This window comes from Microtetraspora malaysiensis (assembly GCF_001528665.1).
In the GTDB taxonomy this organism is placed as follows: Bacteria; Actinomycetota; Actinomycetes; order Streptosporangiales; family Streptosporangiaceae; genus Microtetraspora_A; species Microtetraspora_A malaysiensis.
In genome coordinates this window covers 328,166-353,157 of the sequence record NZ_BBYJ01000004.1, presented here as the reverse complement: position 1 = coordinate 353,157, position 24,992 = coordinate 328,166, and the positions used below count along the sequence as shown (strand labels likewise).

Genomic DNA, 24,992 nt, shown 5'->3' with positions numbered 1-24,992 from the left:
GATGGCCACTCCGTCGCCTGTCGGAGGTGGGAGGCGGAGCCGACGTATGAGATCGTGACGCTTGTGCGTGCGCCCAGGGCGAGAACGGAGAGCGGTCCAGCCGCCCCACCCGCGGCTGTGACGGCCGGCCGAGCTCGGGCCGGATCTCGCCTCGCGTCGTCCTCGGCGGATCTCCTGCCTCGCCCGGCCGGGCCGTACGAGTCAGGCCGGAACCGCGTCGACGTCGGCGACGATGACGCTGATGTTGTCGGGGCCGCCCGCCTCGTTGGCCAACTCGATGAAGTGACGCACGGCCTCCTCCCGATCGGCGACCGTGGTGAGCACACGATGCAGCGTCTCGGGATCGAGCACGGCGGTCAGCCCGTCGGAGCAGAGCAGATAGCGGTCGCCGGGGTGTGCTCCGCGAAGCGAGAGGTCGGGGTCGGCCAGGCCGCTCGTCTCCACCGCACGCAACAGGAGGGACCGGTTGGGATGCTTCGCCGCCTGATCGGGGCTCATCCGGCCGTCGTCCACCAGAGACTGGACAAGCGTGTGATCACGGGTGATCTGGTACAGAGCGCCGTCACGCAGCATGTACGCCCGCGAGTCGCCCACGTGGGCCAGCGCGAAGCGGGAGCCGTCCCAGAGCATCGCGGTGATGGTGGTGCCCATCCGTTCAAGGGCCGGATCTCGGACCGCCAGATCTCGCAACCTGCGGCTGGCCTCCTGCACCGCCTCGTCGAGGGCGGCGACGGCGTCCTCGGGGAAAGGCCCTTCTTCCAGGAGGACGAGGGCGGAGATCGCCGCCGCGCTTGCCACCTCTCCGTGGCCGTGACCCCCCATCCCGTCGGCGATGGCGAGCAGTCGCTCGCCGGCGTGGAACGAGTCCTCGTTCTTCTTCCGGGAACGTCCGACGTCGGATCCCGCGGCGTAGCGAAGTCGGTTGTGCGTCATGCTTTTGAGTAAAGCACTGGTTGAATGACTTCACAAGCTCCAGCTAAGCTTGTCGTCATGAGCCACGACGCCACAGTGAACGCGGGCGACATCGCCCGCCTAGCCGACGTCGGGAGGGCCGCGGTGAGCAACTGGCGCCGTCGGTATGAGGACTTTCCCCACCCGGTGGGCGGCACCGCGTCCAGCCCGCTGTTCTCGCTGCCCGAGATCGAGGAGTGGCTGCGCAGGAACGGCAAGTCCTTCGAGGTGTCGCTGGGCGACCGTGTCTGGCAGGGGCTCAGGGCCGCCGTGGACGACCTCCGGCTGGGCGAGCTCAGCGGTTTCGCGGGGGCGTTCCTCCTTTACGCGCGACGGGATCCCGACGGCTGGCGCCGGCTCGCCGCCGCTCCCGACCTGGTCGTACGGCTGCCGCGCGAGGTCGCGGCGGCCACGGCCGACCTTCCGGCCCGGCCGGGGAGCGTCCTGGAGGACGCGCAGCTCATCCGGTGGATCGCGGACCTGTCCGCGCTCCACGGACCGGCCACCGCGTTCGAGTTCGTCTGCGAGCGCTACGTGGAGGCGCACACCCGGCGGCTCGCGGTCACGCGGGGCGAGGTGGCGTCGCTCATGGCGCGGCTCGCGCGCCAGGCGTGTCCCGAAGGAGGCGCGATCCTCGACCCGGCGGTCGGTGTGGGAACGCTCCTGCTCGCGGTCTCGGACACCGCCGTCCTCGACGGCGCGCCGCCCGGTGCGCCGCCGGTGCGTCTGCTCGGCCAGGAGATCAACGAGACCTCTGCTCTGCTCGCCTCGCTGCGGCTCCTCCTGCGCGACGCGAACGCGCGCGTCGTGGCGGGCGACTCGTTACGGCACGACGGATTCGAGGGCGAGCGGGCGGACGTGGTGCTGTGCGACCCGCCCTTCAACGAGCGGGCGTGGGGCCACGAGGAGCTGATCGGCGATCCGCGCTGGGACTACGGCGTGCCCCCGCGCGGCGAGCCGGAGCTGGCCTGGGTCCAGCACTGCCTGGCCCACGCGCGTCCCGGCGGCCTGGTGGCGATCCTGATGCCGGCCGCGGCCGCGGCCCGGCGTTCCGGCCGTCGGATCCGCGCGAACCTGCTCCGCGCCGGAGCCCTGCGCGCGGTCATCGGCCTGTCCGCCGCGGGGCCGGATCTCTGGCTGCTGCGCCGGCCGGAGGCGGGGGCGCCCTCCCCGGCGTCGATCCTGCTCGCCGACGCCTCCGACGACCTCTCGATCGTCGAGTCGGCCTGGTGGACCTACCTGGCCGACGCGGGTTACGTCGGCACGAGTCCTACGGCCGGCGAAGGTTTCGCCGGCACGGACACGGCCGGTCCCGCAGCGCCGGAAGCCGCCCGACGCGGGCCGGCCGCCGGTTCGGTGGCCGAAGGCCGGACGTCCGGTGGCGTTGCGAGGCAGGCCGCGGCGGTGGCCTCGGCAGGCGAGTTGCCGCGCTCTGCCCGGATCGTACGGATCATCGATCTGCTCGACGACGAGGTGGACGTCAGCCCGGCCCGGCACGTCTCCTCACGTGGCGACGCGCAGCGTTATCCCGCCGCCGGGCGCGGGCTCCGCGACCTCGCCGAGGTGCTGGCCGAGGCGGCGGGGGCGCTGCCCGACCTGGAGGTGCTGTCCGGGCGAGCCGGCCTCCCCACGACCGCCATCACCGATCTGGCCAAGGCCGGGATGGTGACGGTGCGGCATTCGGTGCTGAAAACCGCGGACAGCGGAGATCTCAACGTATTGACCGCCGACGACCTCGCCCGAGGCGGGACGCCGTCCGGTCGCTCCGGCAGTGAGCCCGGCATCGTCACGGTGGCGGCCGGAGACGTGGTGGCCTCGACGACGACCGCACGCGTGATCCACCAGCCGGGCGCCGTCCTCGGCCCGCAGCTCTCGCTTTACCAGGTGGATCGGTCCCGGCTCGACGCGGACTTCCTCGCCGGATTCCTGCGGTACGCGGCCGCCCGGGCGCACCCGGGAGCCAGCCGCGTCGACGTCCGCCGGGCTCGCGTCCCGCGGCTCCCGCTGGTCGAGCAGCGGGCGTACGGGGCGGCCTTCCGGCGGCTCGCCGAACTGGAGGACGCGATCAGGGAAGTGGCCGACGCGGGCGAGGCGCTGATCCGGCTGGGGTTGGAGGGGCTGGTTGACGGCCGTCTACGACCGCGCGCGTGAAGGTGTAGCTTTTCCCGAAAGTCCGACGGGAGGGGCGGATGGTCATCGGTGACCGGTATGAGCTGGACGACCTTCCTCTCGGCCAGGGCGGCATGGGGGCCGTCTACGGCGGCCACGACAGGCGTCTCGACCGCAAGGTGGCGGTGAAGTTCCTCCGCTTTCCGGGTGGTCATGACGAGGAGCTGGAGCGCCGGTTCATCCGAGAGGCGCGCATCCTCGCCCGCCTGGAGCATCCGGGCGCGCCCGTCCTCTACGACTTCGGCACGTACGATCAGCGCCTCTTCCAGGTGATGCAGTTCATCGAGGGCGTCACGGTCGCCGACCTGGTCAGCGAATATGGCCCGCTCCCGGTCCCGTGGGCCGCGGCGATCGCCGCCCAGGCGTGCGCGGTGCTGACCGCGGCGCACGCGCTGTCCATCTGTCACCGTGATCTCAAGCCGACGAACCTGATGCTCTGCCCCGACGGCAGCGTCAAGGTCCTCGACTTCGGTCTGGCGATGCTGCGCGAGTCGGACGGCGCCCAGTTCACCCGGGTCGGGCAGATCCTCGGCACCCCCGCGTACATGTCGCCGGAGCAGATCCAGCGCGGCGTCGCCGGCCCGAAGAGCGATCTTTACGCTCTCGGCTGTGTCCTGCACGAGATGCTGACCGGCAAGCCGCTGTTCACGGGGCCGACCGAGTACGCCGTGTTCGACAAGCAGGTGAAGGAACGCCCGCCGTCGGTGCCCGACGTCCCGGTCGAGCTCGACCGGCTGATCGCCGAGCTGCTGGAGAAGCAGCCGGAGAATCGCCCCGCCGACGCCGTCACGCTCTACGAGCGACTGCAGCCTTTCTCCGTCGACCTGCCCATGCTGCCGGGCTTCCTGCACCCGCCCTCAGTGCCGAGTCCCGGCCGTATGTACGCGCGCATGGTCGGCCGCGTCCGCTGACGCAGGCCCCGGTCAGCGTCGGCTCCCCGCCCCGTTGGGACGCTCGGTCGGTTCGGGCGGAATCACGTGGCCGGGGTGAGGGGTGAGGGCCGGCGAACCCGCATGAGCTGCGCTCATATACGTCGGGGTCGGACCGGAAACCAGGGATGGAAACACCCGGAACCCCGATCCGCGCCCCCCGCCGGGATGACACAAGATCACCCGCGCGACGGACGCCCGGCCAGGTGCCGCTCGCCTAGCTTGCTCGGTGCAACGGGGCGCATCAGGTGCCCCCGTACGGGAGAAAGGCGGGGATACGCATGAGCAAGACGCGTACCACCCTCGACGACATCGCGGCCTTCGGTCCGGAGCTCGACGAGGGTCAGCTTCTTCAGGTGAGCGGTGGCGCCAAGAGCCAGGTCATCGAGATCTGCGGCAACCACACGCACACCTCCGGCGACAGCAACTAGTTCGCCGCGGGGGCGCGACCGCGTCGCGCCCCCGTCCGGAGCCCCGCCGATGATCCTCGTCCTGACCTCTGACGGAGATGAGCACGCCGACCGGGTCGTGAAACCGCTCATGACCGCGGGCGCGGATGTCGTCGTCTTCGATCCCGCCTCCTTCCCGACCGCCGCCACCCTCGAGATCAGCCACTCCGGGGATGGTTCGACCAGCCGGATGTTCGGCCGCGCGGGCCGCCGCCTCGTCCTCGACGAGGTGACCGCGCTCTGGTACCGCAGGCCCCTCGACCCGGTCGCGCATCCGAGGGTCGCCGCCCGCGACTACGTGGAGGAGGAGTGCCGCGTCATGGCCGAGAGCCTCTGGGACAGCCTCGGCTGCCTCACGGTTCCCGGCTCCCGGCCGGTCATCGACCGCGCGGCGCGCAAGCCGTACCAGCTCGAACTGGCCAGGCGGCTGGGCTTTGAGCTCCCCGCGACGCTGGTCACGACCGACCCCGAGAGTTTTCTCGACTTCTACGACCGGCACGAGGGCCGTGTGATCACCAAGCCCGTGCACGGCAACCAGCTCGAAGCGGAGGGAGAGCGGTTCGGCCGGTTCGCGGCCCCCGTCACCCCTGTGGACGTCGCCTACGCGGACGCCCTGCGCTTCTGCCCGGTCATCGTCCAGGCGTACGTGCCCAAGCGGGTCGAGATACGCGTGACCGTGGTGGGCAGGAAGGTCTTCGCCGCGGAGATCCATTCCCAGGTGAGCAACCACACCCGGTACGACTGGCGACACTACGACCCCGGCGCGACGCCCATCCGGGCGCACGACCTGCCGCCGGAGATCTCCCAGCGGTGCCTGGATCTGGTCGAGCGGCTCGGGCTGGCCTACGGCGCGATCGACCTGATCCTCACGCCGGACGGCCGCCATGTCTTCCTGGAGATCAATCCGAACGGCCAGTTCCTCTGGATCGAGGACGCGACCGGGCTGCCCATCGGCGCGGCGGTCGGCGAGCTGCTCATGAGCGGAGTGACGTGGTGACGGACGGACGGATGCTCGCCGAGGCGATCGACATGCTCGGCGCCGGTACGGCCGGGCACGACCTCGATGGCTTCAGGGCGCGGTACCCGGGGGCGCGGGTGCGGCTGGTCGCCCAGCGTGAGGAATATGACGGATCGCTCCATCACGCTCTGCTCATCAAGGAACGCGACGGCGCCACGATCTCCCTCTCCTGGTGCCCCGACCGGGCGTTGCCCTGGCCGCTGCGCGGTGTCCACCGGGCCGGTGAGCACCTGCTGCTCCGGGTCAACGGTGTCGAGACCCCGGTGGCCAGGGCGATCGCCTGCCTGGATTTCATCTGGGACGAGTCGCGGCTGGCCGACCGCCTCGTCACCGACAGCCTCGTACGTGAGGTGCGGGAGGAGGAGCCCGAACCGCTGACCGACGCGGAGCTCCAGGAGGCGATGGACGCGTTCCGCCGGGCGCGTGGGCTGCTGACCGGCGGCGCGGTCCGGGCATGGATGGACCGCAACCACATCTCCCACCACGAGCTGGAGGAGCTGGTCGTCCTTGAGGCGTCCGTGGCCGGACTCCGGTCGCGGGTGGCCGCCGGCCGGGTCGATGACTGGTTCGCCGCGCACGGTCACGAGTTCGACGTCGCCCGCGTCGCGCGGGTGGAGTTCACCGAAGGGCCGCGCGTGCCGGCCGCCGACGGGTTCCTCGACGCCGCGGAGCGGGCTTTCGCGGACGGCACGGCACGGCCGGGCGAGGTGTTCGCCACGCTGCGCAGAGGGGACCTGAGCCCAGAGACGGCCGGCCGGGTCTTCGGAGCCGCGCCGGGGACGGTCACCGGTCCTTTCGCGACGGAACACGGTCACCTGCTGATCAAGGTGCTGGCCGTGGAGCCCGCCGTTCTCGACGGGACCGTGCGCGAGCTCGTCGAGCGCCGGATCTTCGCCGAATGGATCGAGCGGCGCAGGAGCACGGCCAAGATCGAATGGTTCTGGGGGACCGCGGACCGGACCGCCGCGTCCGGCTCTTCCGGCGTCGCGAACTCGACCGGTACGGCCGGGCGGGCCGGCACATGACGGGACTTCCGTACCGGGAGAAGGCGGTTCACCACCACATGGCCGCCCGGCGGCGCGTCGAGCGGCCGTACCGGATCTCCAGGAGGCTCCTGGTCGGCCTGTGGATCTACGTCGGGCTGCTCGCGATGGCGATGGCGGCCGTGGTGCTGATCGGCGTCCTTCCCGCGCTCGGAGCGGGGCGATGAGGCGCGGGCGGGTACCGGTGATCAGGCAGGCCACGATGGCCGACTGCGGCGCCGCCTGCCTGGCGATGGTTCTCAGGCACCACGGACGCCGCACGACCGTGCGCGAGGTCGGCGAGCACGTCCAGGTGTCGCGGGACGGGCTGAGCGCGTCGGCCGTCGCGGAGGCCGCCAGATCGTACGGCCTGCGCGTCAAGGCGTTCTCGCTCGCCCCCGAGCAGCTCGGCGCGGTGCCCGGGCCCTTCATCGTGCACTGGGAGTTCAACCACTTCCTGGTCGTCGAGCGCTGGCGCCCGGACGTCGTCGAGGTCGTCGATCCCGCCTCCGGGCGGCGCAGGCTCACGCCGGAGGAGTTCGACGTCGGGTTCACCGGGGTCGTCCTGGCCTTCGAACCCGGCCCCGAGTTCGACGTCCGGGGCCCGCAGCGCCGCCCGTGGCGCCGGGACCTGGTCCGCGCCCTGCTGGCCCGCCACCGAGGCCTGCTGCTCCAGGGGTTGTTCGCGTCCCTGCTGCTGCAGGGCGTCACCCTCGTCCTTCCCCTGCTCTCCGGGCTCGTCGTCGACGAGGTACTTCCCGGAGGGAACCGCTATCTGCTGCGGATCCTCATCGTGGGGCTCGGCTTCGTGGTGCTCATCCAGGCGATCCTCACGTACCTCCGTACGGCCGTGCTGCTCATGTTGCGGGCGCGGGCGGACACCCAGTTCACGGCGGGTGTGGTCGGGCACCTGTTCACGTTGCCCTACCGGTTCTTCACCCTCAGGGGGACGAGCGACCTGGTCATGAGCACGCAGAGCGCGGCCAGCCTCCGGGCCATGCTCTCCGGCCAGGCGCTCTCCGCGCTGCTCGACGGTCCGATGGCCGCGGTCCTCATGACTCTGGTCCTCCTGGGCGATCCCGTGCTCGGAGGATGCCTGCTCGCCGTGGCGGTCGTCCAGGTCGCGCTGCTGCTGGCCACCCGGAGGCGGATCGCCGACCTGACCGGGCGCGAGCTGACCGCCGCCGCCACGACCCAGGGCCGGCTCATCGAGTCCATCGGAGGCATCGAGACCATCAAGGCGTCCAGCGCCGAATGGCGTGCCATGGAGCGGTGGTCCAGGATGTTCACCGCCCAGATGAACGCCGACGTGCGTCTCGGCCTGACCCGCGGGGCCCTGGATGCGGTCCTGTCGGGGATCAGGGTCCTCGGTCCCGCGCTGCTGCTGCTCGTGGGCGCGTCACGGGTGCTCGACGGCGAGCTGACTCTGGGCACCATGCTCGCGCTCAACGCGCTGGCCATGTCCACCCTCACCCCGCTGACCTCGCTGCTGACCAGCCTGCAGGAGCTCCAGGAGGCAGGGGCGCACTTCGAGCGGCTGGCCGACATCGTCGAGGCCGAGCCCGAGCGGAGAGGCAGGAAGCGGCCGCACCTGCGCGGAGAGGTGGTCCTCCGGGATGTCGGATTCCGCTTCGACCCGCGCTCCCCATGGACGGTCAGGAACGTGTCGCTCGCGGTCGGACCCGGGCAGAAGATCGCCCTGGTGGGCAGTTCCGGGTCGGGCAAGAGCACGCTGGGACGGATCCTGCTGGGCCTGTACCAGCCGGTCGAGGGTGACGTCTGGTACGACGGGATGCCTGCGTGGGACATCGACGCGCGCTGGTTGCGTAGCCGCTTCGGCGTGGTCACCCAGGAGCCGCACCTCTTCACCGGGACCATCAGGGACAACATCGGCTTGGCCGTTCCCGACGCCTCGCTGGAGCAGGTGGTGGCGGCGGCCAGGATGGCCTGCGTCCACGACGACATCATGGCCATGCCCATGGGGTACGAGACGATGCTCACTGAGGGCAGCGGCATCTCCGGCGGGCAGCGGCAGCGGATCGCGCTCGCGCGGGCGCTCCTGCCCCAGCCCAGGGTCCTGCTGCTCGACGAGGCGACGAGCCATCTCGACACCGCCGCCGAGGCCGCGATCGAGCGGAACCTCGCCTGGCTGACCCAGACCCGCATCGTGATCGCCCACCGGCTGAGCACGGTGCGCGACGCCGACCAGATCCTCGTCGTCGAGAGGGGCCGGATCGTCGAACGGGGCACCCACGACGAGCTGATGCGGCACGGCGGCCGGTATGCCGCCCTGACCGAGCGGCAGACCATCCGCTGACCAGCCGGTTCGCCGCGCGGGCGAGGCCCTCGCGCTGGAAGTCCCGGTGGGTGCGGGCCTCTGCATCAACGGCGCGAACTTCTCAATAGTTCCCATTATTCGCATTGAATTCGTGCTGACTTTTATTGCGACTTTACGCAATAATTGCAGTTGTCTCTGGGGGCCGGGATAACGGTGGGAGTCAATGGCGCGGTTCGTCGATGCGGTGCTGGAGTTTCCGGCGGTGCTGTTCAGCTTCATGCTGATCGTCGTCATCGTCTATTGGGCGCTCGTGCTGCTCGGCGGACTCGGGATGGAGCTCCCCGACGATTTCCTCGCCGGTCTCGGCCTACGGGGAGTGCCGGGTGCCGTGGCGCTGTCGCTGCTGGTCGTGGTCGCCTGGTTCGTCAGCCTGGTCGGCGTGGTGCTGGCCGAGGGGCCTCCCGCTCGGTGGGCGGTGCTCGTGGTCGCGCTGCTGGCCGGATGGCTCTGCGCCCGCCTGGTCGCGCGGGCGAGCCGCGCCCTGTTCCCCGCGGTGGCTTCGCCGTCCCGGGCCGATTTCGTCGGCCGCATGTGCGTCATCCGCACGGGACGGGTCGGGCACGACTTCGGTCAGGCCGAGGTCACGGCCGATGACGGCTCCTCGGCCCTTGTGCAGGTGCGCCAGACCGGAGACGAGGATCTGCGTGCCGGCAGCTCCGCTCTGATCTTCGACTATGACCCGGAGGGCGAGTTCTTCTTGGTCATGCCTTACGACCTTCAATAGCAGGGATCTTCGATGGTGGATGTGATCAGCACCGGGACGGGCGTGCTTCTCGCCGTTCTCCTTCTTGTCGTCATCGGCGCGGTCGTCGTCGTGAGCCGCCTCTATCGCAAGGTCGAACAGGGCATGGCGCTGATCGTCTCCAAGACGCGGCGGGTCGATGTCACCTTCACGGGCGCCGTCGTGCTTCCCGTTCTCCACAAGTCGGAGGTGATGGACATCTCCGTGAAGACCATTGAGATCACGCGTACCGGGCATGAAGGGCTGATCTGTCGCGACAATATCCGGGCGGACATCCGGATCACGTTCTTCGTACGGGTCAACAAGACGGTCGAAGACGTGATCAAGGTCGCGCAGGCGATCGGCACGGTACGCGCGAGCGACGAGACGACCTTGCAGGAGCTGTTCAACGCCAAGTTCTCCGAGGCGCTCAAGACGGTCGGAAAGCAGCTCGATTTCGTCGATCTCTATACCAAGCGCGACGAATTCCGGGACCAGATCATCAGGGTGATCGGAACCGACCTGAACGGCTACAGCCTGGAGGACGCCGCGATCGACTTCCTGGAGCAGACCCCGCTCGCCCAGCTCGACCCGGCGAACATCCTCGACGCGCAGGGCATCCGGAAGATCACCGAGCTGACGGCGATCGAGCACGTGCGCACCAATGAGTACCAGCGCAACGAGGAGAAGGAGATCACCCGCCAGAACGTCGACGCGCGGGAGGCCATCCTCGAACTGGAGCGGCGGCAGGCCGACGCCGAGGCCAAGCAGCGGCGCGAGATCGACACCGTGCGGGCGCGGGAGGAGGCCGAGACGGCCCGGGTGCAGGCGGAGGAGCGGCTCAAGTTCGAGGCGGCCAACATCCGTACGGAGGAGCAGCTCGGCATCCAGCGCGAGAACCGCGAGCGGGAGATCCAGGTCGCGGGGAAGAACCGCGAGCGGGTCATCGCCATCGAGAGCGAGCGGATCGAGAAGGATCGCCTGCTGGAGGTGATCTCCCGCGAGCGGGAGACCGAGCTGTCGCGCATCTCCAAGGACAAGGAGCTCGAAGTCGAGCGGCGGGCCATCGCCGAAGTGACCCGCGAGCGGATCGCCGTGGAGAAGACGGTCGCCGAGCAGGAGGAGAACATCAAGCGCCTGCGCGTCGTCGAGGAGGCCGAGCGGGTCCGTCAGGCGCTGGTGATCCAGGCGGAGGCCGAGGCACAGGAGAACCTGGTCAAGGACATCAAGGCGGCCGAGGCCGCGGAGCAGGCGGCCACGTTCAAGGCGCGCGAGGAACTCGTCCTGGCCGAGGCGCGGCAGCAGGCGGCCGAGCTCGACAGCCAGGCCAAGATCCGCCTCGCGGAGGGGCTGCGGGCCGAGGCGGCGGCCGCCGGGCTCGCCGAGGTGCAGGTACGCGAACGGGACGCCGAGGCGATCGAGAAGGTCGGGCGCGCGGAGGCCGCCGTGGAGCGGGAGAAGGGCCTGGCCGCCGCGCTCGCCGTCGGCGAGCGGCTCAAGGCGGAGGCCGAGGGCGAGCAGGCGAAGGCCCTCGCCGCTGCCGCCGCCGTGGGCGAGAAGCTGAAGGCGGAGGCGGAGGGCCTCAAGGAGAAGGCCGAGGCCATGGCGGCGCTCGACGAGGCGAGCCGGGGCCACGAGGAGTACCGGTTGCGGCTGGAGGCCGAGAAGGAGATCCGCCTCAAGAACATCGACGTCCAGCGGGAGATCGCGGACGCCCAGGCGACCGTGCTCGCCGCGGGCCTGGAGAACGCCGACATCGACATCGTGGGCGGCGACACCGTCTTCTTCGACCGGTTGATGAACTCGATCACGGCGGGCCGGAGCGTGGACGGCTTCGTCGAGAACTCCGCGGTGACGCGGGCGCTGGCCGGGCCATACCTGGACGGGACGGCGAGCCTGCCCGCGGACCTGATGCGCCTCGTCGGCTCGGTGGACACCGCCGACGTACGGAACCTCACGCTCTCGGCCGTGCTGCTGAAGCTGATCAACGCGGGTGGCCCGGACGCGGGCAAGCTCCAGGATCTGCTGAGCGCCGCCCGCAGCCTCGGCGTCGCCGACCGGTCGCTCTCGGCCGTCGCCGGGGCGACGGGTACGGCGGCCGGCTCGAGAACCGGTGCACCGGCCGAGGCCGGTTCGGCGCCGGCCAACTCGGCGAAGCACTGATGGTGCGACCCGGCACCGAGGACCACGTGACGCGCCCACGACAGCGCTGATGAGCACACCGATGAGCACACCGATGAGCACGCCCATGAGTACGCCGACGACCACATCCGCGGCCACGACGACCACACCGGCGGAGGCCGGGACCGGGCCGTCGGCCGCACCCGCCGAGCTGGACTCCAGCACGTACGAGGTGCTGCGAGACAGGCTGGCCACGCAGGCGAAGGAGCTGCTGCGCCGGACCGAGGAGCTGAACGCGCGGCGGCTGGAGGTCTTCGGCGGAGCGGATTTCCGCCTGCTCGGCACCGCCCGCGTCCGCACCGAGAACAACTGCGTGCCCCGCGACAGCGTCTCGCTCGGCGAGGTCATGCTGTTCGGCTACAACGTGTTCATCGGACTGAAGTCGGGGACCACCCCCCGGGACGTCTTCTCGTTCCACCGGTTCACCCGGGACGGGGACACGTTCCGGTTCGACGAGGTGCCGGGGCTGTTCGACGACCCGGCGTTCGAGCGGGACTTCGCCGAGCTGTACCGCTACTACAGCGAGACCAGGCTGTTGCAGCTCCGGCGGCTGGAGGGGCGGCTGCTGGCCGTGTTCCAGACCGGGCCGCAGGACATCCGGGTCCTGCGGTGGAGCGTCGCGACCGACGGCACAGTCCGCTATGTCGACAATCGGGGCGAACGCGACCACGTCTTCCCGCCGTCGCACGACTTCGAGTGGATCGAGACCACGCGGGACGACCACGTCCTCGGCCGCCATCCGCACATCTCGATCGAGGACGAGGTGTTCGTCGAGACGGTCGGCGGCGACCTCACCATCAAGATCGAGAACAACACCGAGACCGGTGAGGGCATCTACCGGGAACCGGTCGTGGAACCGCTGCAGAGCCTCGCCGACGCCGACGTCCACTACGCCAGGGTCGGGCCGCTGATCCTGCTGCGCGTACGGCCGTACAACGAGAAGGAGTGGCGCCACCTGGTGTTCAACACCAGGACCAGGAAGGTCGAACGCCTCGACGGCATCGGGCAGGCCTGCCAGCGGCTCCCCGAGGACCAGGGGATCGTCTTCCCCGGCGGATACCACCTCACCACCGGCGTCGTGAAGACCTTCGACCTCGACGTCGCCGAGCTGGAGTTCGAGCGCCTCATCCGCTCGCCCAACGGCGAGGACGTGCTGTACGTGTTCCACGCGCGGGCGGAGGGCCGGTCGCTGCTCCTGCCGTACAACGTGATCCGCAAGGAGGTGAGCAACCCGATCACGTGTCACGGGTACTCGCTCTTCGAGGACGGCACGCTCGTGTACTTCCGGACGCCCGCGCCGGTCGCGGGCGAGCAGGGCCGGACCGTACGCGAGGAGCCGACCCGGGTCCACCTGATGCAGATCTGGCAGACGCCGTACGTGTCGGACGTGTTCGAGGCGGCCCGGCCGGTGGGCACGGGGCCGCTGGAGCGGATCGGCAACGCCGACCTGGTGCGCGGGATCTCCGACTGCCTCTCCGTCGTGCGGATGGCCGACGCGATGGAGCCGTCCGTTCCGGTGTTCGAGGGGCTCATCGCGGCGTGCGTGCGGATCGCCGACCAGTACCACTGGCTGGACGAGCACGACCTGCGCTCCGGCGTCGGGGCGGTGCGCGCGACCGCCGAGCAGGTGCTCGACGAGTTCGAGCGGGTAGAGTCGCTCACCGCGCAGGCCGCGGCCGCCCTGGACGAGGCCGCCGAGAACGTCGCCCTTCTCGCCCGGCAGGTGCGCGGAGAGGCGCCGGCGTCGGCGGGCGAATGGGTGGCGCGGCTGGCCGAGCTGCGCCGCGCCCAGGGCCGGCTCGCGACGCTGCGGGAGGTTCGCTACGTCGACGTCGAGCGGCTGGACGCGCTGGCGGGCCGATTCGACACCGAGATCGCGGAGGCCGCGCGGAGAGCGGTCGAGTTCCTCCGGGGCGCGGACGCGTTCACCGGATATCACGCGGACGTGGACCGGCTCACCGCCGAGGCGCAGGCGATCGGGACCGTGGCGGAATCCGGCCCCGTGGCCGAGCGGCTGGCCGGGCAGACCGAAGGCCTTGAGGTCCTGACCGAGGTCGTGGGCGGGCTGGACATCGCGGACGCGACCGTACGCACCGGCATCCTGGAACGCGTCGCCGAGGTGCTCGCGGGGATCAACCAGGCGCGGGCGACGCTCGCCGCGCGGCGCCGCGAACTGCTCGCGGGTGAGCAGAGAGCCGAGTTCGCCGCCGAGTTCGCCCTCCTCGGCCAGGCCGTCAGCGCCGCGCTCGCGCTCGCCGGCACACCGGAGAGCTGCGACGAGCAGATGGGGAGGCTGCTGCTCAGGCTGGAGGACCTGGAGTCCCGGTTCGGGGATTTCGACGACTTCGTGGCCAAGCTGGAGGCCAGGCGCGGGGACGTCTACGAGGCGTTCTCCTCGCGCCGCCAGACGTTGCTGGACGCCCGGGCCCGGCGCGCGGAACGGCTGGTCGCCTCCTCCGGCCGCATTCTGGAGAGCGTCCGCAGGCGCGCCGGGAGCCTCGGCTCGATCGACGAGGTGAACACGTACTTCGCCTCCGACCCGATGGTGGCCAAGCTCCGCGCGGTCGCCGACGAGCTGCGGTCCCTCGGCGACCAGGTACGCGCCGACGAGCTCGACGGGCGGGTCAAGGCGGCCCGCCTCGACGCGGGGCGGGCGCTGCGCGACCGGCTCGACCTGTACGCCGACGGCGGTGAGACGATCCGGCTCGGCCGCCACCGGTTCTCGGTCAACACCCAGCCCATCGACCTCACCATGGTCCCGGTGGACGGGCGGATGGCGTTCGCGATCACGGGTACCGACTACCGGTCGCCGGTGGACGACGAGGCGTTCCACCGCACCAGAGCGTTCTGGGATCAGGTGCTCGTCTCCGAGTCACCCGAGGTGTACCGCGCCGAGCACCTGGCCGCGTCGATCCTCGACCTGGCCGAGTCGGCCTCCGGCGGCGGTCTGACGCTCGACGAGCTGCACGCCGCCCTCGCCGGAGGCGGGCTGCCGGACCTCGTCCGCCGCCTGGCCGAGACGCGGTACGACGAGGGGTACGAGCGCGGCGTCCACGACCACGACGCCGCCGCGATCCTCGGCGCGCTGCTCCCGGTGTACGCGCGTGCCGGGCTGCTGCGTTTCCCGCCGTCGGCGCGGGCCGCCGCCCAGCTCTTCTGGACCTTCGGCGCGGGTGCGGCCCAACGCGAGGCGTGGACCACCAGGGCCAGGTCGCTGGCCAGGGCGCGCTCCCTGTTCAGGCGCGGGGCGGACACGTCCGGCGCGCCGGACGCCCCGGCGGTCGACGGTGACGCCGTACGGGACCACGGCGACGCAGTACGGGATGACGGGGTCGGCGGCGCGATCGGGGAGCTGCGCGCGGAGTTCGCGTCGGCGATCGCCGCCTTCCTGCGCGACCGGGGCGTACGCCTGGACGACGCCGAGCCGGCCGGGGACTACCTGTTCGACGAGCTCGCCGTCTCAGAGGCGGGGTTCACGACCGGCCCGCTCGCCCGGCGGCTGGTCGAGCGGTTTCGCGAGGCGCTCGGCGGGTCGGCCGCGCAGTTCGACGCCGAGCTCCGGGCCCTGGGCGACGACCTGGCCGCCAGGCACCAGCTCGTCATGGCCTGGCTGACGGCGTTCCTCGGCACGTCTCCCGATCTCGTGTCGCCGCTCCGGTCGGGAGCCGTACGGCGAGAAGGCGGCCGGCCGGGCACAGCGGCGGACGTGCGCGCCGGAGATCTCGCCGAGGCCGTCGCCGTCCTGCTCTGCGACCTGCCGCGGCGCGAGGCGTCGATGTCGCTCACGGTCACCGTGGAGGGGCTGCTCGGGGCGCACCCCCGGCTGAACGGACGGACCCTGACGCTGCGCCTCGACGAGGTCCTGGCCCGGACCCGGCGGTTCCGGACCGAACGGGTGCCCGCCTACCGGGCGTACCAGAAGCGGCGCGGCGAGCTGCTCGACCGGGAGCGGGCCCGGATGCGGCTGGACGAGTACCGGCCCAAGGTGATGAGCGCGTTCGTGCGCAACCGGCTCCTCGACCAGGTCTACCTGCCGCTGATCGGCGACAACCTGGCCAAGCAGCTCGGCGCGGCGGGGGAGGGACGGCGCACCGACCAGATGGGCCTGCTGCTGCTCATCTCGCCGCCCGGGTACGGCAAGACCACGCTGATGGAGTATGTCGCGAGCCGGCTCGGGCTGATGTTCGTCAAGATCAACGGCCCGGCGTTGGGGCACGCCGTCACCTCGCTCGACCCGGCGGACGCGCCGAACGCCACCGCCCGGCAGGAGATCGAGAAGGTGTCGTTCGCGCTGGAGTGCGGGAACAACGCGCTGCTCTACCTCGACGACATCCAGCACACCTCGCCGGAGCTGCTGCAGAAGTTCATCTCGCTCTGCGACGCCCAGCGCCGGATGGAGGGCGTCTGGAACGGCGGCACCCGGACGTACGACCTGCGCGGCAAGCGCTTCGCCGTCTGCATGGCAGGCAACCCGTATACGGAGTCGGGGCAGCGGTTCCGCGTCCCGGACATGCTGGCCAACCGGGCCGACGTGTGGAACCTGGGCGACGTGCTCTCGGGCAGGGAGGACCTGTTCGCGCTGAGCTACATCGAGAACGCGCTCACCTCCAACCCCGTTCTCGCGCCGCTGTCCACCCGCGACCCCGCGGACATCGAGCTTCTCGTACGGTTGGCGCGCGGCGACGCGGACGTGCGGGCCGACCAGCTCGCCCATCCGTACCAGAAGGTCGAGCTCGACCAGGTCACGGCGGTGTTGAGCAAGCTGACCCGGATCCAGCGGGTGGTGCTCGGCGTCAACCGGGCGTACATCGCGTCGGCGGCGCAGGCGGACGCCTCGCGAACCGAACCGTCCTTCCGGCTGCAGGGGTCGTACCGGAACATGAACAAGCTCGTGGAGCGGATCGTCCCCGTGATGAACGACGCCGAGGTCGAGGCGCTGATCGACGACCATTACGCGGGTGAGGCGCAGACACTGACGTCCGAGGCCGAGGCCAACCTGCTCAAGCTGGCCGAGCTGCGCGGCAGGATGAGCGACGAGCAGCGACGGCGCTGGGCCGAGGTCAAGGCCGGATATCTCCGCGCCCGTGCGCTCGGCGGCGACGAGGACGACCCGATGGTCCGGGCCGTCGGCGCCATCGGGCTCCTCGCCGACCGGGTGGGCGGCGTCGAACGGGCCATCGACCGCACGACCGCCCACCCCGACGAGCCTGGGCCGGCCGCCCCGCCCGCGTGAGGACCGCCCCCAGCCGCCTCGCCGGGGCGTCGTGGGCGGCCGTCGTCCATCTCAGGCGCGCCAGGCGGTGAGCACCTGGTCGATGCGGTCGCGGATGCGGTCCCGCGCGTCCTGCCGGGGAACCCCGGCCATCAGCAGGCGGTCGTAGTCGGTGTCCAGGTGGCGTACCGAGGCGACGACGGCCAGGGTGACGGCCCGCTCGTCGAGCACGCGGGCCGCGGCCGTGCGGCCCACGCGCCCGCTGCCGCGCAGCCCCGCGTGCAGGGCGATCGTCTCGGCGCGCTCCGGCGGGCATCCGGGGAACAGCCGCCGGATCTCGGCGGCGAGCTCGGCCTGGAACTCGACGTCTCCCGCTTCGCGCCGCAGCCGGTCTCGCTCGCGGCGGCGGAGCCGTACCTCCTCGTCGGCGAGGCACTGCTCCTCGGCGCGGGCCAGCGCCTCCTCTTCGACGAGGATGCCCTGCCGTTCGAACCGCTTTCTCCGGCGGTTGAACTGGACGACCACCGCCGACAGCACGCTCTCTTTCTTGGCCCGGCGGCTCAGCGCCGCGTTTCCGGCGGGCAGGAAGGCGAGATGGTCCATGTCCGCGCAGGTCAGGCAGTGTGGCCGGTCGTCTTCCATGATGTGGTGCGGCCCGGTGTCTCCACAGCCCGCGCAGGTCCATGGTTCGAGGGGCGCGACGACCGTCAGGTCGGGCGGCTGCGCCTCCCGCTCGGCGAGCCGCTTGCGCCGGGCCTCGCTCAGCTCCGGAGAGAACCAGTGGACCCGGAACGCGCGCTCCACCTCCTCGCCGCCGTCGACGGTGAAGCGCAGCGGGCGCCGGTCCCGGCCGCCCGACACGTATGTGGACTCGCCCTGGACCAGCCCGCGCGTCAGCGCCCACTCGCGGAGGAGTGCCACGGCGTCGGCCATCTTGGCCGCGTTCACCGCGGTCACCCGCTCCAGACTGTCGGCCCGCCCCTGCCGCCAGGTCTCGACGTCCCTTATATAGGACCACCGCAGGCCGGTGATCACGTCGACCGCCGTCACGTGCCCTCGCAGGGTCAGCGCCTCATGCGCCGCCCGGGCCACGCGCCCGGCCAGCCTGCTCCCCGCCGCCTCGTCGTTTCCCACCGCACAAGGGTGCCGCATCCCCAGACCGTACGGCGCCGCACCGGCCGAGCCTGTGGATAACGGCGGTCCTCAGCGCACGCTGCGGTACAGGTCCCGGGCGAGGGCGGTCAGCCGGGTCGCCGACGAGCCGTAGGACGCGCCGGCCGGTTGGGTGGTCAGCACCACCATGATGAACCGGTCGCCGATCATGCCGGTCGTGTGGAGCACGGGACGGCTGAAGTCCACCGCGTTGCCCCGCCGCAGACTCGCCGCACGACCTGTCGTAAGGCCTGCCGTGCGACCCACGGTGAGATCCGACCCGAGACTCGCGGTGACACCCGCTGCGAGACCCGCGGTGAGATTCACCGCGAGACCCGCTGGGCCGGCCGTGACGGCGGTGAGATCGGTGGCGCTCGCCCCGGTCGTGGCCGGGCCCGCCGCGCCCCTCGGCGCCATGCCGGGCGAGGAACTCGCGGAGCGTACGCATTTGACCGGCGGCACAGAGCCGTACCCCGACCAGCCCTGCTTGACCGCCCACGGGCGGGGGACACCGCGCGGGATGCCGAAATACTGGTCAAAACCGTCCGTCGCGCACTGTTGCGCCTGGCGCAGGTGGCCCAGCACGGCGTCGCGTACGCGCGGCTGCGCCGTGTCGAGCAGGTATCGGTAGACCCGGGCGATGTCGAGGGCGCTGATCGCGGTGTATCCCCAGAACCCCGGCTTGGCGGCCGGGGGCGGCGCGGTGTCGGTCAGACCGACCTTCCGGGCCATGCGCTGGACGATCTTCCCCTGACCGCCGCGCCGCCACAGCGCGGTCGCGGCGTCATCGTTGCTGCCGCGCAGCATGGTGGCGAGCAGCGCCGCGTCGGCGGCCGGGATCGCGCCCTTCCGCCGTTCGAGGTAGTCGATCGCGATGAGCACCTTGACCACCGAGGCGGACCTGAACCGGTGATGGACCTGGCGATTCGCGATCACCTTGCCCGCCTGCCGGTCGAAGACGACGTAGCCCGCCGTCACCCCGGACGGCACCCGCACGGGCTGCGGCGCCGCGGCCGCGGCGGGCGCGGTCGCGCCCACGACGAACTGCGCGGCCGCCAGCGGGGCGGCCAGGGAGACGGCCGCCCTCGTGAAGCGCTTCATCGGATCTCCTTGCGCGGGTTTGTCCAGGTCAGGGGGTGTTCTTCTCCGGGACGACGAGGAACGGATCGAGCAGGCCGGGGAGGCCCGCCGCCGCGAGGTCGATCGCCTCGCTCATCGCCACGTCCGAGACACCGTAGCCCTGCCTGCCGGCCGCCGTGGTCGCCGTGAGTGTGGCCAGCCCCGCCCGGCGCTGGAAGAAGGACCGGGTGACGTTCCAGCCGATGATCCCGTCGCGTTCCAGGGCGACCCGCCTGCGGACCAGCGATCCCCAGCGGGTGACCAGGTACTCGGGGGTCATGGCGTGCCCCAGGCTCCGGTAGCGGTCGGCCGCGAGCAGCGCCGCGAGCGGGAGGCACGCCAGGGCCGTGATCCAGGTCCAGGCCGGCACGCCCGCCCACTCCCACAGCGCCAGGAGCGCCAGCACGGCCAGGGCGTTCACGCCGAGCGCGCGGGTGAACCGGCGGCGCAGCGCCGCGGGACCGTGCGGGACGAGAGGGACCGTGATCGGCGACGCCTCACCTGGCGACGCCTCGCGCGGGGAGGCGGCACCGGACGGATCGGGGGCGAGGATCACCTCGGCGAGCCGCTCGACCTCGGCGACCGGCGCGGGCGGCAGGAGCATCGAGCCGCCGCGCTGCGCGCCGCGCCCGACCCGCAGGCCGGTGGTCACCGCGATCAGCCGGGCCCCGCGTACGGCCCGCAGCAGCAGCGGCTCGCTAACCTCCACGCCGCGCAGCCGCCGCTCCTCGATCGTGGTCGCCCGGGCCGTGACGAGCCCCCGTGTGACGTGCAGCGTGCCCCCGGAGTGCCGGGTCAGCCGGAACCCCCAGAACGACAGGACGTACCCCAGCGTGGAGGCGACCGCCACGAAGACGATCAGGGCGACGACGGACGCCGCGATCGCGGTCCACACCGGGATGTCGGTGAACCACGCCCAGCCGTCGCGCAGCGCGCCGACCTGGCGCAGGTCCACGCCGCCCTCGTTGATCAGCCGCGACAGGAATCCGGCGACGACGCCGATCGCGACGATGCCCGAGAGCGTGAACGGGGCGTACCTGATCCAGCGCGGCCGCAGCCGGGCCAGCTCGGTCTCCTCCTGTCCGGCATCCCAGGCGGGCGCCGCTTCGGTGGGCCACGCGTCGTTCTGGTGGGCGGCGGCGGTGACCGGCGCGGCGTCCCCGCGCGGATCAGCCGGTGATCCCCGGCCCGCGCCGTGCGGACCGGTCCCGGCCGCCGCGTGTCCCGTGCTCGTGAGCGCGTCCGTCTCCGCCCACGGGGCCTGGCCGGAACCGGGGCTCGCGGCCGGGTCGCCGTCCGCCGGGCCGGTCACCACGCCGACCGAGGTCGCCGCGTACGGGCCGGGGGTGCCGGTCAGCGCTTCGCCGGTCCGCGCGGCCGCCGCGGGCCGGCGGTGCAGCAACTCCTCGCGAAGGTGGGCGGCCTCGGCCATGCCGAGCGCGTCGAGCTTTACCGCCCCGCCGCCCTTCTGGTCCGAGCGGCCGGTGCCGATCTCGACCCGCGCCAGCCCGAGCACGCGGTGCAGGATGTGCGAGGTGACGTCCACGGAGCGCACCCGGTCGCGGGGGACCGTCACCACCTGCCTGCGGAAGAGTCCCTTGCGCACCTGGACGTGCTCGTCGGTGATCCGGAACGTCGTGGTGAACCACTGGAGCACGCCGATCACGACCATCAGCCCCAGGGCGCCGAAGCTCAAGATGTGACCGGGGATGCCGCCGCGCGACCCGGCCACGGACAGCCCGAGCAGCGCGGGCACCGCGCGCACCGCCACATGGAACGGGTGGACGGCCAGCATCCGCGGGTGGAGCCGCCGCCACTCCTCGCCGCCGTCGCCGTTCACGTGGCGTCACCGGCGGTGGCCTGCGCGCTCGCGGTCAGCTCGTGGACGACGCGGTCGGCGGTCGCGCGGTCCAGGCCGCCGATCTTGATCGGGCCGGCCGCGGAGGCGGTGGTCACCGTGACGTTGGCCAGCTTGAAGAGCTGCTCCAGGGGGCCGCGCTCGCTGTCCACGGTCTGGATGCGCGAGACCGGGGCGATCCGCCACTCCTGCTTGAACCACCCGGACAACGTGTACACGGCTTCCGGCGTGGTCTCCCAGCGGTGCACGTGGTACCGCCACCGGGGCATGACGATCACGTGCGCGGCGGCCAGGACCGCGGTGACGCCGAGCGCCGAGATCCGCAGCGTGCGCTGATCACCACCGCCGGCCACCATCCAGGCGACCTGCCCGCCGATGAGCACCAGCCACCCCAGGCACGCCCGTACGGTCCAGTACCAGATCGCGGTACGGCTCACGCGGTGCAGCGGGGGACGGAGGGTGGTGGTGGGGGTTTGCACGCTTATTACTCTGCCAGATCGCCCACCGCCGCATGCCGGTCAGCTCCTCGTTCTCGCAGGACAAATGTCATGCGCGGGGCGGCAGCGTCGGTGTGATCGGGCGGGGCCGGTCCGCCGGGTTCGCGGTGTGCGACGGTGAGACGGCGAGGCGCTCCAGCGCCACGTCGATGGCCATGTCGAGCTGGCTGTCCACGCCCAGCGCGTACTCCCGGGGTGTGATGTCCACCTCGACGTCCGGGTCGGTGCCGTAGTTCTCGATGCGCCAGCCGACGTCGTCGAACGCGAAGGAGAACTCCGGCTGCGTGGTCACCGTGCCGTCGGCCAGGTGGTGCCGGGGCCAGATGCCGACGACCCCGCCCCAGGTCCGCTTGCCGATCAGCGTCCCGAGCTTGAGCAGCTTGAACGTGTGGCAGAAGATGTCGCCGTCCGATCCCGCCCACTCGTTCGTCACCGCGACCAGCGGCCCGCGCGGCGACTCCGGCGGGTACGGCTCGGGCACGCCCCAGCGTGGGAAGTCGTACCCGAGCCGCCGGCGCGAGAGCTTCTGCAGCAGCAGGGCGGACACGTTGCCGCCGCCGTTGAAGCGGACGTCGACGATCAGCCCTTCGCGGTCGTACTCGGCCAGGAAACCGCGGTGGAATTCGGCGAAGCCGTGCGGCCCCATGTCCGGGATGTGCAGGTAGCCGACCCTGCCCCTGGTCCGCTCGTGGACCAGGTTCCGGTTGGCGGTCACCCAGTCGCGGTACCGGCCGGGCGTCTCGTCCGCGAGCGCCCGTACGACCACCGCCCGGGTCTCGCCGTCGCGTTCGACGGTCAGCTCCACCTCCTCGTCGGCGAGATTGACCAGGAGCTGGTTCGGCGTGGTGTGGACGCCGAGCGGCTGCCCGTTGATCGCGATGATCGCGTCGCCGGGCCGTACGTTCACCCCGGGCCGGGTGAGCGGCGAGGTCGCGTCGGGGTCCCAGCGGTCGCCGGAGACGATCCGGGCGATGACGTAGCGCCCGTCGCGGTAGGACCAGTCGACGCCGAGTTTTCCCTGCCAGTAGTGCGGCCGCTCGCGGTACTCCCCGCCGGTCTCGTACGCGTGCGAGGTGCCGAGCTCGCCGAGCAGCTCCCACAGCAGGTCCGAGAACTCGCCCCGCGTGGTCACCCGGTCGACCAGGGGGAGATAGCGGTCATAGACGGCGTCCCAGTCGATGCCGGCCATGTCCTCGTCCCAGAAATGTTCGCGTTGCAGCCGCCACGCCTCGCGGAACATCTGCCGCCACTCCGCGTCCGGGGCCACCGAGACCTTCACCCGGTTCAGGTCGATCCACCCGCTGGTACGGCTCGGTGTGTCGTCGTCCGGCGGCTCCTCGCCCGCTTTGAGGACCCGCAGCCGGTCGCCCGCGCGGTAGAGCAGCGTGCTGTGGTCGCGGCCGAGCTGGAAGTCGGTCAGGCCGCTCACAAGGGCCTCGGCCTTCTGCTTGGCGAAGTCGTAGCAGCGCAGGGTGGCGGGCCCGCCGAGCGTGGGGAACGTCGTGTAGACGACCTTGCCGTCGAGCCCCGCGACCCGGCCGTACCGGCCCTCCGGCAAGGGGAAGGAGATGATCCGGTCGGTGAGCCCCGCGGTCTCGATGACCAGCGGCGCCGGGGCCTCCTCGGCCTCGCCGCCCGGTTCCTCCGAAGCCCGGCCCGCGTTTTCCGCCGGAGTGGCCGTGTTTTCCGCCGGGGTTGCCGTGGGTTCGGAGAGCGGACGGGGCTCGGGCACGAACGGCGACGGCACGTCCGAGCGCAGCGCGATCGCGTACGGCCGCGTGCCGAGCGGGAAGCCGAGGTCGAACTGGAGCTCGTCGTAGACGGGGGTGAACGCCCGCTGCCCGATGAAGTAGAGGTAGCGGCCTCCCGGATCGAACGACGGCCGGTGGTCCACCAGCAGCGGCAGCGTCGCCATGAACGTCTCGCCGGTCTCGGCGTGGAACAGCTTGATCGCCGTGGCCTGCGCGGAGATCGGGCAGGCGTAGGCCAGCCACGACCCGTCGGGCGACCACTCCGGGTCCTCGATCGCCCCGAACAGGCTGGCCTCCACCTCGGTCACGCGTACGCCGAGCTCGTCGGCGAGGTGGGCGAGATCGACGACGAGGAGCTCGTTGCGGTGGTTGGTGACCGCCACCCGGTCGCCGGTCGGGCAGACGGCGAGCCGGTTCACCCGCCCGGTGTCGGCGGAGTCGAGCCGGATCGGCTCCGTCTCGCCGTCGGCCGCCAGGATGACCAGCACCTCGCGGTCGCCGTCGTCGCTGGCCGCCGCGATCAGCCGCCGGTTGTCGTTCAGCCAGGTCAGGAAGCGGTAGCGGACGCCGTCCTGCACGCCGTGGCGGCGCACCGGCCCCTCCCAGTTGGCGAAGGAGAACGCCTTGCCGCGGGTGGTGATCGCGAGCCCGCTGCCGTCGGGGTTGAGCGTCGCGGTGTCCAGGTATTCCGCCGCCGAGACGAACCTGCGGTTGCGCTGGGTGCGTGAGCTGCCGAGCAGTACGTCGACCTGCCGCGCCTCGCCGTCGGACGGGTCGAGCAGGTAGACGGCGCCGTGGGCGTGGTAGACGAGGCAGCACCCGTCCGAGGACAGGTTGCGCGCGTAGTAGTCGCCGTGATCGGTGTGCCGTCGCAGGTCCTCGCCCTGCGGAGTACAGGAGTAGACGTTGCCGATCCCCTCGTGGTCGGACAGGAAGTAGATCCGGTCGCCGACCCAGCAGGGCGAGGCGAGGTTCCCGGGAAGCTGGACGAGCCGCTGGAACGCCCCGCGCCCGGTCGGGTCCACCCACAGGTCGCCCACTGTGCCGCCCCGGTACCGCTTCCAGCGCGCCGGGTCGGCCGTGTTGCGCCCCAGCACCATGCCGCATCGCCCCTGGCCCGGGGTGGGCGGGCCGTACGAGATCGTCCCGGCCGGGCCGTACGGCAGGCGTTCGGGCACGCCGCCGGGACGGACGCGGTGCAGCCACCGGTAGCCGTCGAAGGGCTGGCACTCGTCGCTCGCGTAGACGACGGCGCCCGAGGGGTCCCAGCCGGTCACCACGGAGCTGGCGCCGTGGAAGGTGATCCGCCGTGTCGCCCCGCCCTCCGCGGGCATGACGTAGACCTCTTCCGGCCCCTCCTCGCGCCCGACGAAGGCGATGCGCCCCCCGTCGGGGGAGAACCGGGGGTACGTCGCCTCCGCCAGGCCCGCGGTCAGCCGGAAGGCGCGACCGCCGTCCGCGTGGACCATCCACAGATCGTCCTCGCAGGCGAAGACGATGACGTCGCGAAAGATTGTCGGAAAGCGGAAGTATCCAGACATGCCGCCTCGTCGGGTGTCGCGGATGTGTCCGGATGGTCACGCCGTGAACCTGGCGGGCGGCGCCGGCGCGGGCGTGGCGCGTCC

16 protein-coding genes are annotated in these 24,992 nt (G+C 71.7%); 10 read left to right on the top strand and 6 right to left on the bottom strand.

All coding sequences use genetic code 11. The annotated features are described in order from the left end of the window. Window positions 1-201: 201 nt before the first annotated feature. Window positions 202-933: a PP2C family protein-serine/threonine phosphatase gene (locus AWQ71_RS01540; RefSeq protein WP_067125267.1), complete on the bottom strand. Its 732-nt coding sequence runs from the start codon at window positions 931-933 to the stop codon at window positions 202-204. Window positions 934-990: 57 nt separating this feature from the next. Between AWQ71_RS01540 and AWQ71_RS01535 the strand changes: the two genes are divergently transcribed. The 10 genes from AWQ71_RS01535 to AWQ71_RS01495 all read left to right on the top strand — a co-directional run bounded on the left by AWQ71_RS01535 (window position 991) and on the right by AWQ71_RS01495 (window position 17,011). Beyond that, window positions 991-3,102, top strand: a complete 2,112-nt coding sequence (locus AWQ71_RS01535) for an HsdM family class I SAM-dependent methyltransferase (protein ID WP_067125265.1) — start codon at window positions 991-993, stop codon at window positions 3,100-3,102. A gap of 38 nt (window positions 3,103-3,140) precedes the next feature. Beyond that, window positions 3,141-4,031: a serine/threonine-protein kinase gene (locus tag AWQ71_RS01530; RefSeq protein WP_067125263.1), complete on the top strand. Its 891-nt coding sequence runs from the start codon at window positions 3,141-3,143 to the stop codon at window positions 4,029-4,031. A 299-nt stretch (window positions 4,032-4,330) separates the two neighbouring features. Next, entirely contained in the window at window positions 4,331-4,480 is a 150-nt protein-coding gene (locus AWQ71_RS41235; RefSeq protein WP_157570127.1) for a hypothetical protein, read from the top strand. A gap of 49 nt (window positions 4,481-4,529) precedes the next feature. Continuing rightward, a complete protein-coding gene (locus AWQ71_RS01525; RefSeq protein ID WP_067125261.1) occupies window positions 4,530-5,495 on the top strand; it encodes an MvdC/MvdD family ATP grasp protein in 966 nt (321 codons plus the stop codon). Further along, window positions 5,492-6,541, top strand: coding sequence for a TIGR04500 family putative peptide maturation system protein (locus tag AWQ71_RS01520; RefSeq protein WP_157570126.1), 1,050 nt, complete (start codon window positions 5,492-5,494; stop codon window positions 6,539-6,541). Before AWQ71_RS01525 ends, AWQ71_RS01520 begins: the two co-directional genes overlap by 4 nt. Further along, window positions 6,538-6,726: a hypothetical protein gene (locus tag AWQ71_RS01515; RefSeq protein ID WP_067125256.1), complete on the top strand. Its 189-nt coding sequence runs from the start codon at window positions 6,538-6,540 to the stop codon at window positions 6,724-6,726. Before AWQ71_RS01520 ends, AWQ71_RS01515 begins: the two co-directional genes overlap by 4 nt. After that, entirely contained in the window at window positions 6,723-8,855 is a 2,133-nt protein-coding gene (locus AWQ71_RS01510) for a peptidase domain-containing ABC transporter (RefSeq protein WP_067125253.1), read from the top strand. Before AWQ71_RS01515 ends, AWQ71_RS01510 begins: the two co-directional genes overlap by 4 nt. A gap of 184 nt (window positions 8,856-9,039) precedes the next feature. Beyond that, a complete protein-coding gene (locus tag AWQ71_RS01505) occupies window positions 9,040-9,600 on the top strand; it encodes a hypothetical protein (protein WP_067125250.1) in 561 nt (186 codons plus the stop codon). Window positions 9,601-9,612: 12 nt separating this feature from the next. Continuing rightward, window positions 9,613-11,760 (top strand): flotillin family protein, encoded by a 2,148-nt coding sequence (locus AWQ71_RS01500; protein ID WP_245658056.1) that lies wholly within the window; start codon window positions 9,613-9,615, stop codon window positions 11,758-11,760. An 85-nt stretch (window positions 11,761-11,845) separates the two neighbouring features. Beyond that, on the top strand, window positions 11,846-17,011 hold the full coding sequence (locus AWQ71_RS01495; RefSeq protein ID WP_067125247.1) for a DNA repair ATPase: 5,166 nt from the start codon (window positions 11,846-11,848) through the stop codon (window positions 17,009-17,011). Between the two features lie 51 nt (window positions 17,012-17,062). Here the strand turns inward: AWQ71_RS01495 and AWQ71_RS01490 are convergent, their stop codons facing one another. From AWQ71_RS01490 to AWQ71_RS01470, 5 genes are all read right to left on the bottom strand, one after another. After that, entirely contained in the window at window positions 17,063-18,124 is a 1,062-nt protein-coding gene (locus AWQ71_RS01490) for a DUF2293 domain-containing protein (RefSeq protein ID WP_245658055.1), read from the bottom strand. Between the two features lie 69 nt (window positions 18,125-18,193). Continuing rightward, window positions 18,194-19,243, bottom strand: a complete 1,050-nt coding sequence (locus tag AWQ71_RS01485) for a D-alanyl-D-alanine carboxypeptidase family protein (RefSeq protein ID WP_084258312.1) — start codon at window positions 19,241-19,243, stop codon at window positions 18,194-18,196. 28 nt (window positions 19,244-19,271) lie between these two features. After that, the gene (locus tag AWQ71_RS01480) at window positions 19,272-21,101 is read right to left on the bottom strand and encodes a PH domain-containing protein (protein ID WP_067125242.1); all 1,830 of its coding nucleotides are present in this window, start codon (window positions 21,099-21,101) and stop codon (window positions 19,272-19,274) included. Further along, window positions 21,098-21,598: a PH domain-containing protein gene (locus tag AWQ71_RS01475; RefSeq protein WP_084258310.1), complete on the bottom strand. Its 501-nt coding sequence runs from the start codon at window positions 21,596-21,598 to the stop codon at window positions 21,098-21,100. The genes AWQ71_RS01480 and AWQ71_RS01475 overlap by 4 nt, the downstream gene beginning before the upstream one ends. Before the next feature lie 67 nt (window positions 21,599-21,665). Continuing rightward, on the bottom strand, window positions 21,666-24,908 hold the full coding sequence (locus tag AWQ71_RS01470) for a S41 family peptidase (protein WP_067125237.1): 3,243 nt from the start codon (window positions 24,906-24,908) through the stop codon (window positions 21,666-21,668). Window positions 24,909-24,992: the final 84 nt, after the last annotated feature.

Excerpts from the sequence above, each read along its gene's own strand:
- AWQ71_RS01515 (WP_067125256.1), top strand. The coding sequence starts at position 6,538 with ATGACGGGACTTCCGTACCGGGAGAAGGCGGTTCACCACCACATGGCC.
- AWQ71_RS01535 (WP_067125265.1), top strand. The coding sequence starts at position 991 with ATGAGCCACGACGCCACAGTGAACGCGGGCGACATCGCCCGCCTAGCC.
- AWQ71_RS01540 (WP_067125267.1), bottom strand. The coding sequence starts at position 933 with ATGACGCACAACCGACTTCGCTACGCCGCGGGATCCGACGTCGGACGT.
- AWQ71_RS01485 (WP_084258312.1), bottom strand. The coding sequence starts at position 19,243 with ATGAAGCGCTTCACGAGGGCGGCCGTCTCCCTGGCCGCCCCGCTGGCG.
- AWQ71_RS01525 (WP_067125261.1), top strand. The coding sequence starts at position 4,530 with ATGATCCTCGTCCTGACCTCTGACGGAGATGAGCACGCCGACCGGGTC.
- AWQ71_RS41235 (WP_157570127.1), top strand. The coding sequence starts at position 4,331 with ATGAGCAAGACGCGTACCACCCTCGACGACATCGCGGCCTTCGGTCCG.
- AWQ71_RS01530 (WP_067125263.1), top strand. The coding sequence starts at position 3,141 with ATGGTCATCGGTGACCGGTATGAGCTGGACGACCTTCCTCTCGGCCAG.
- AWQ71_RS01510 (WP_067125253.1), top strand. The coding sequence starts at position 6,723 with ATGAGGCGCGGGCGGGTACCGGTGATCAGGCAGGCCACGATGGCCGAC.
- AWQ71_RS01505 (WP_067125250.1), top strand. The coding sequence starts at position 9,040 with ATGGCGCGGTTCGTCGATGCGGTGCTGGAGTTTCCGGCGGTGCTGTTC.
- AWQ71_RS01470 (WP_067125237.1), bottom strand. The coding sequence starts at position 24,908 with ATGTCTGGATACTTCCGCTTTCCGACAATCTTTCGCGACGTCATCGTC.
- AWQ71_RS01495 (WP_067125247.1), top strand. The coding sequence starts at position 11,846 with ATGAGTACGCCGACGACCACATCCGCGGCCACGACGACCACACCGGCG.
- AWQ71_RS01500 (WP_245658056.1), top strand. The coding sequence starts at position 9,613 with ATGGTGGATGTGATCAGCACCGGGACGGGCGTGCTTCTCGCCGTTCTC.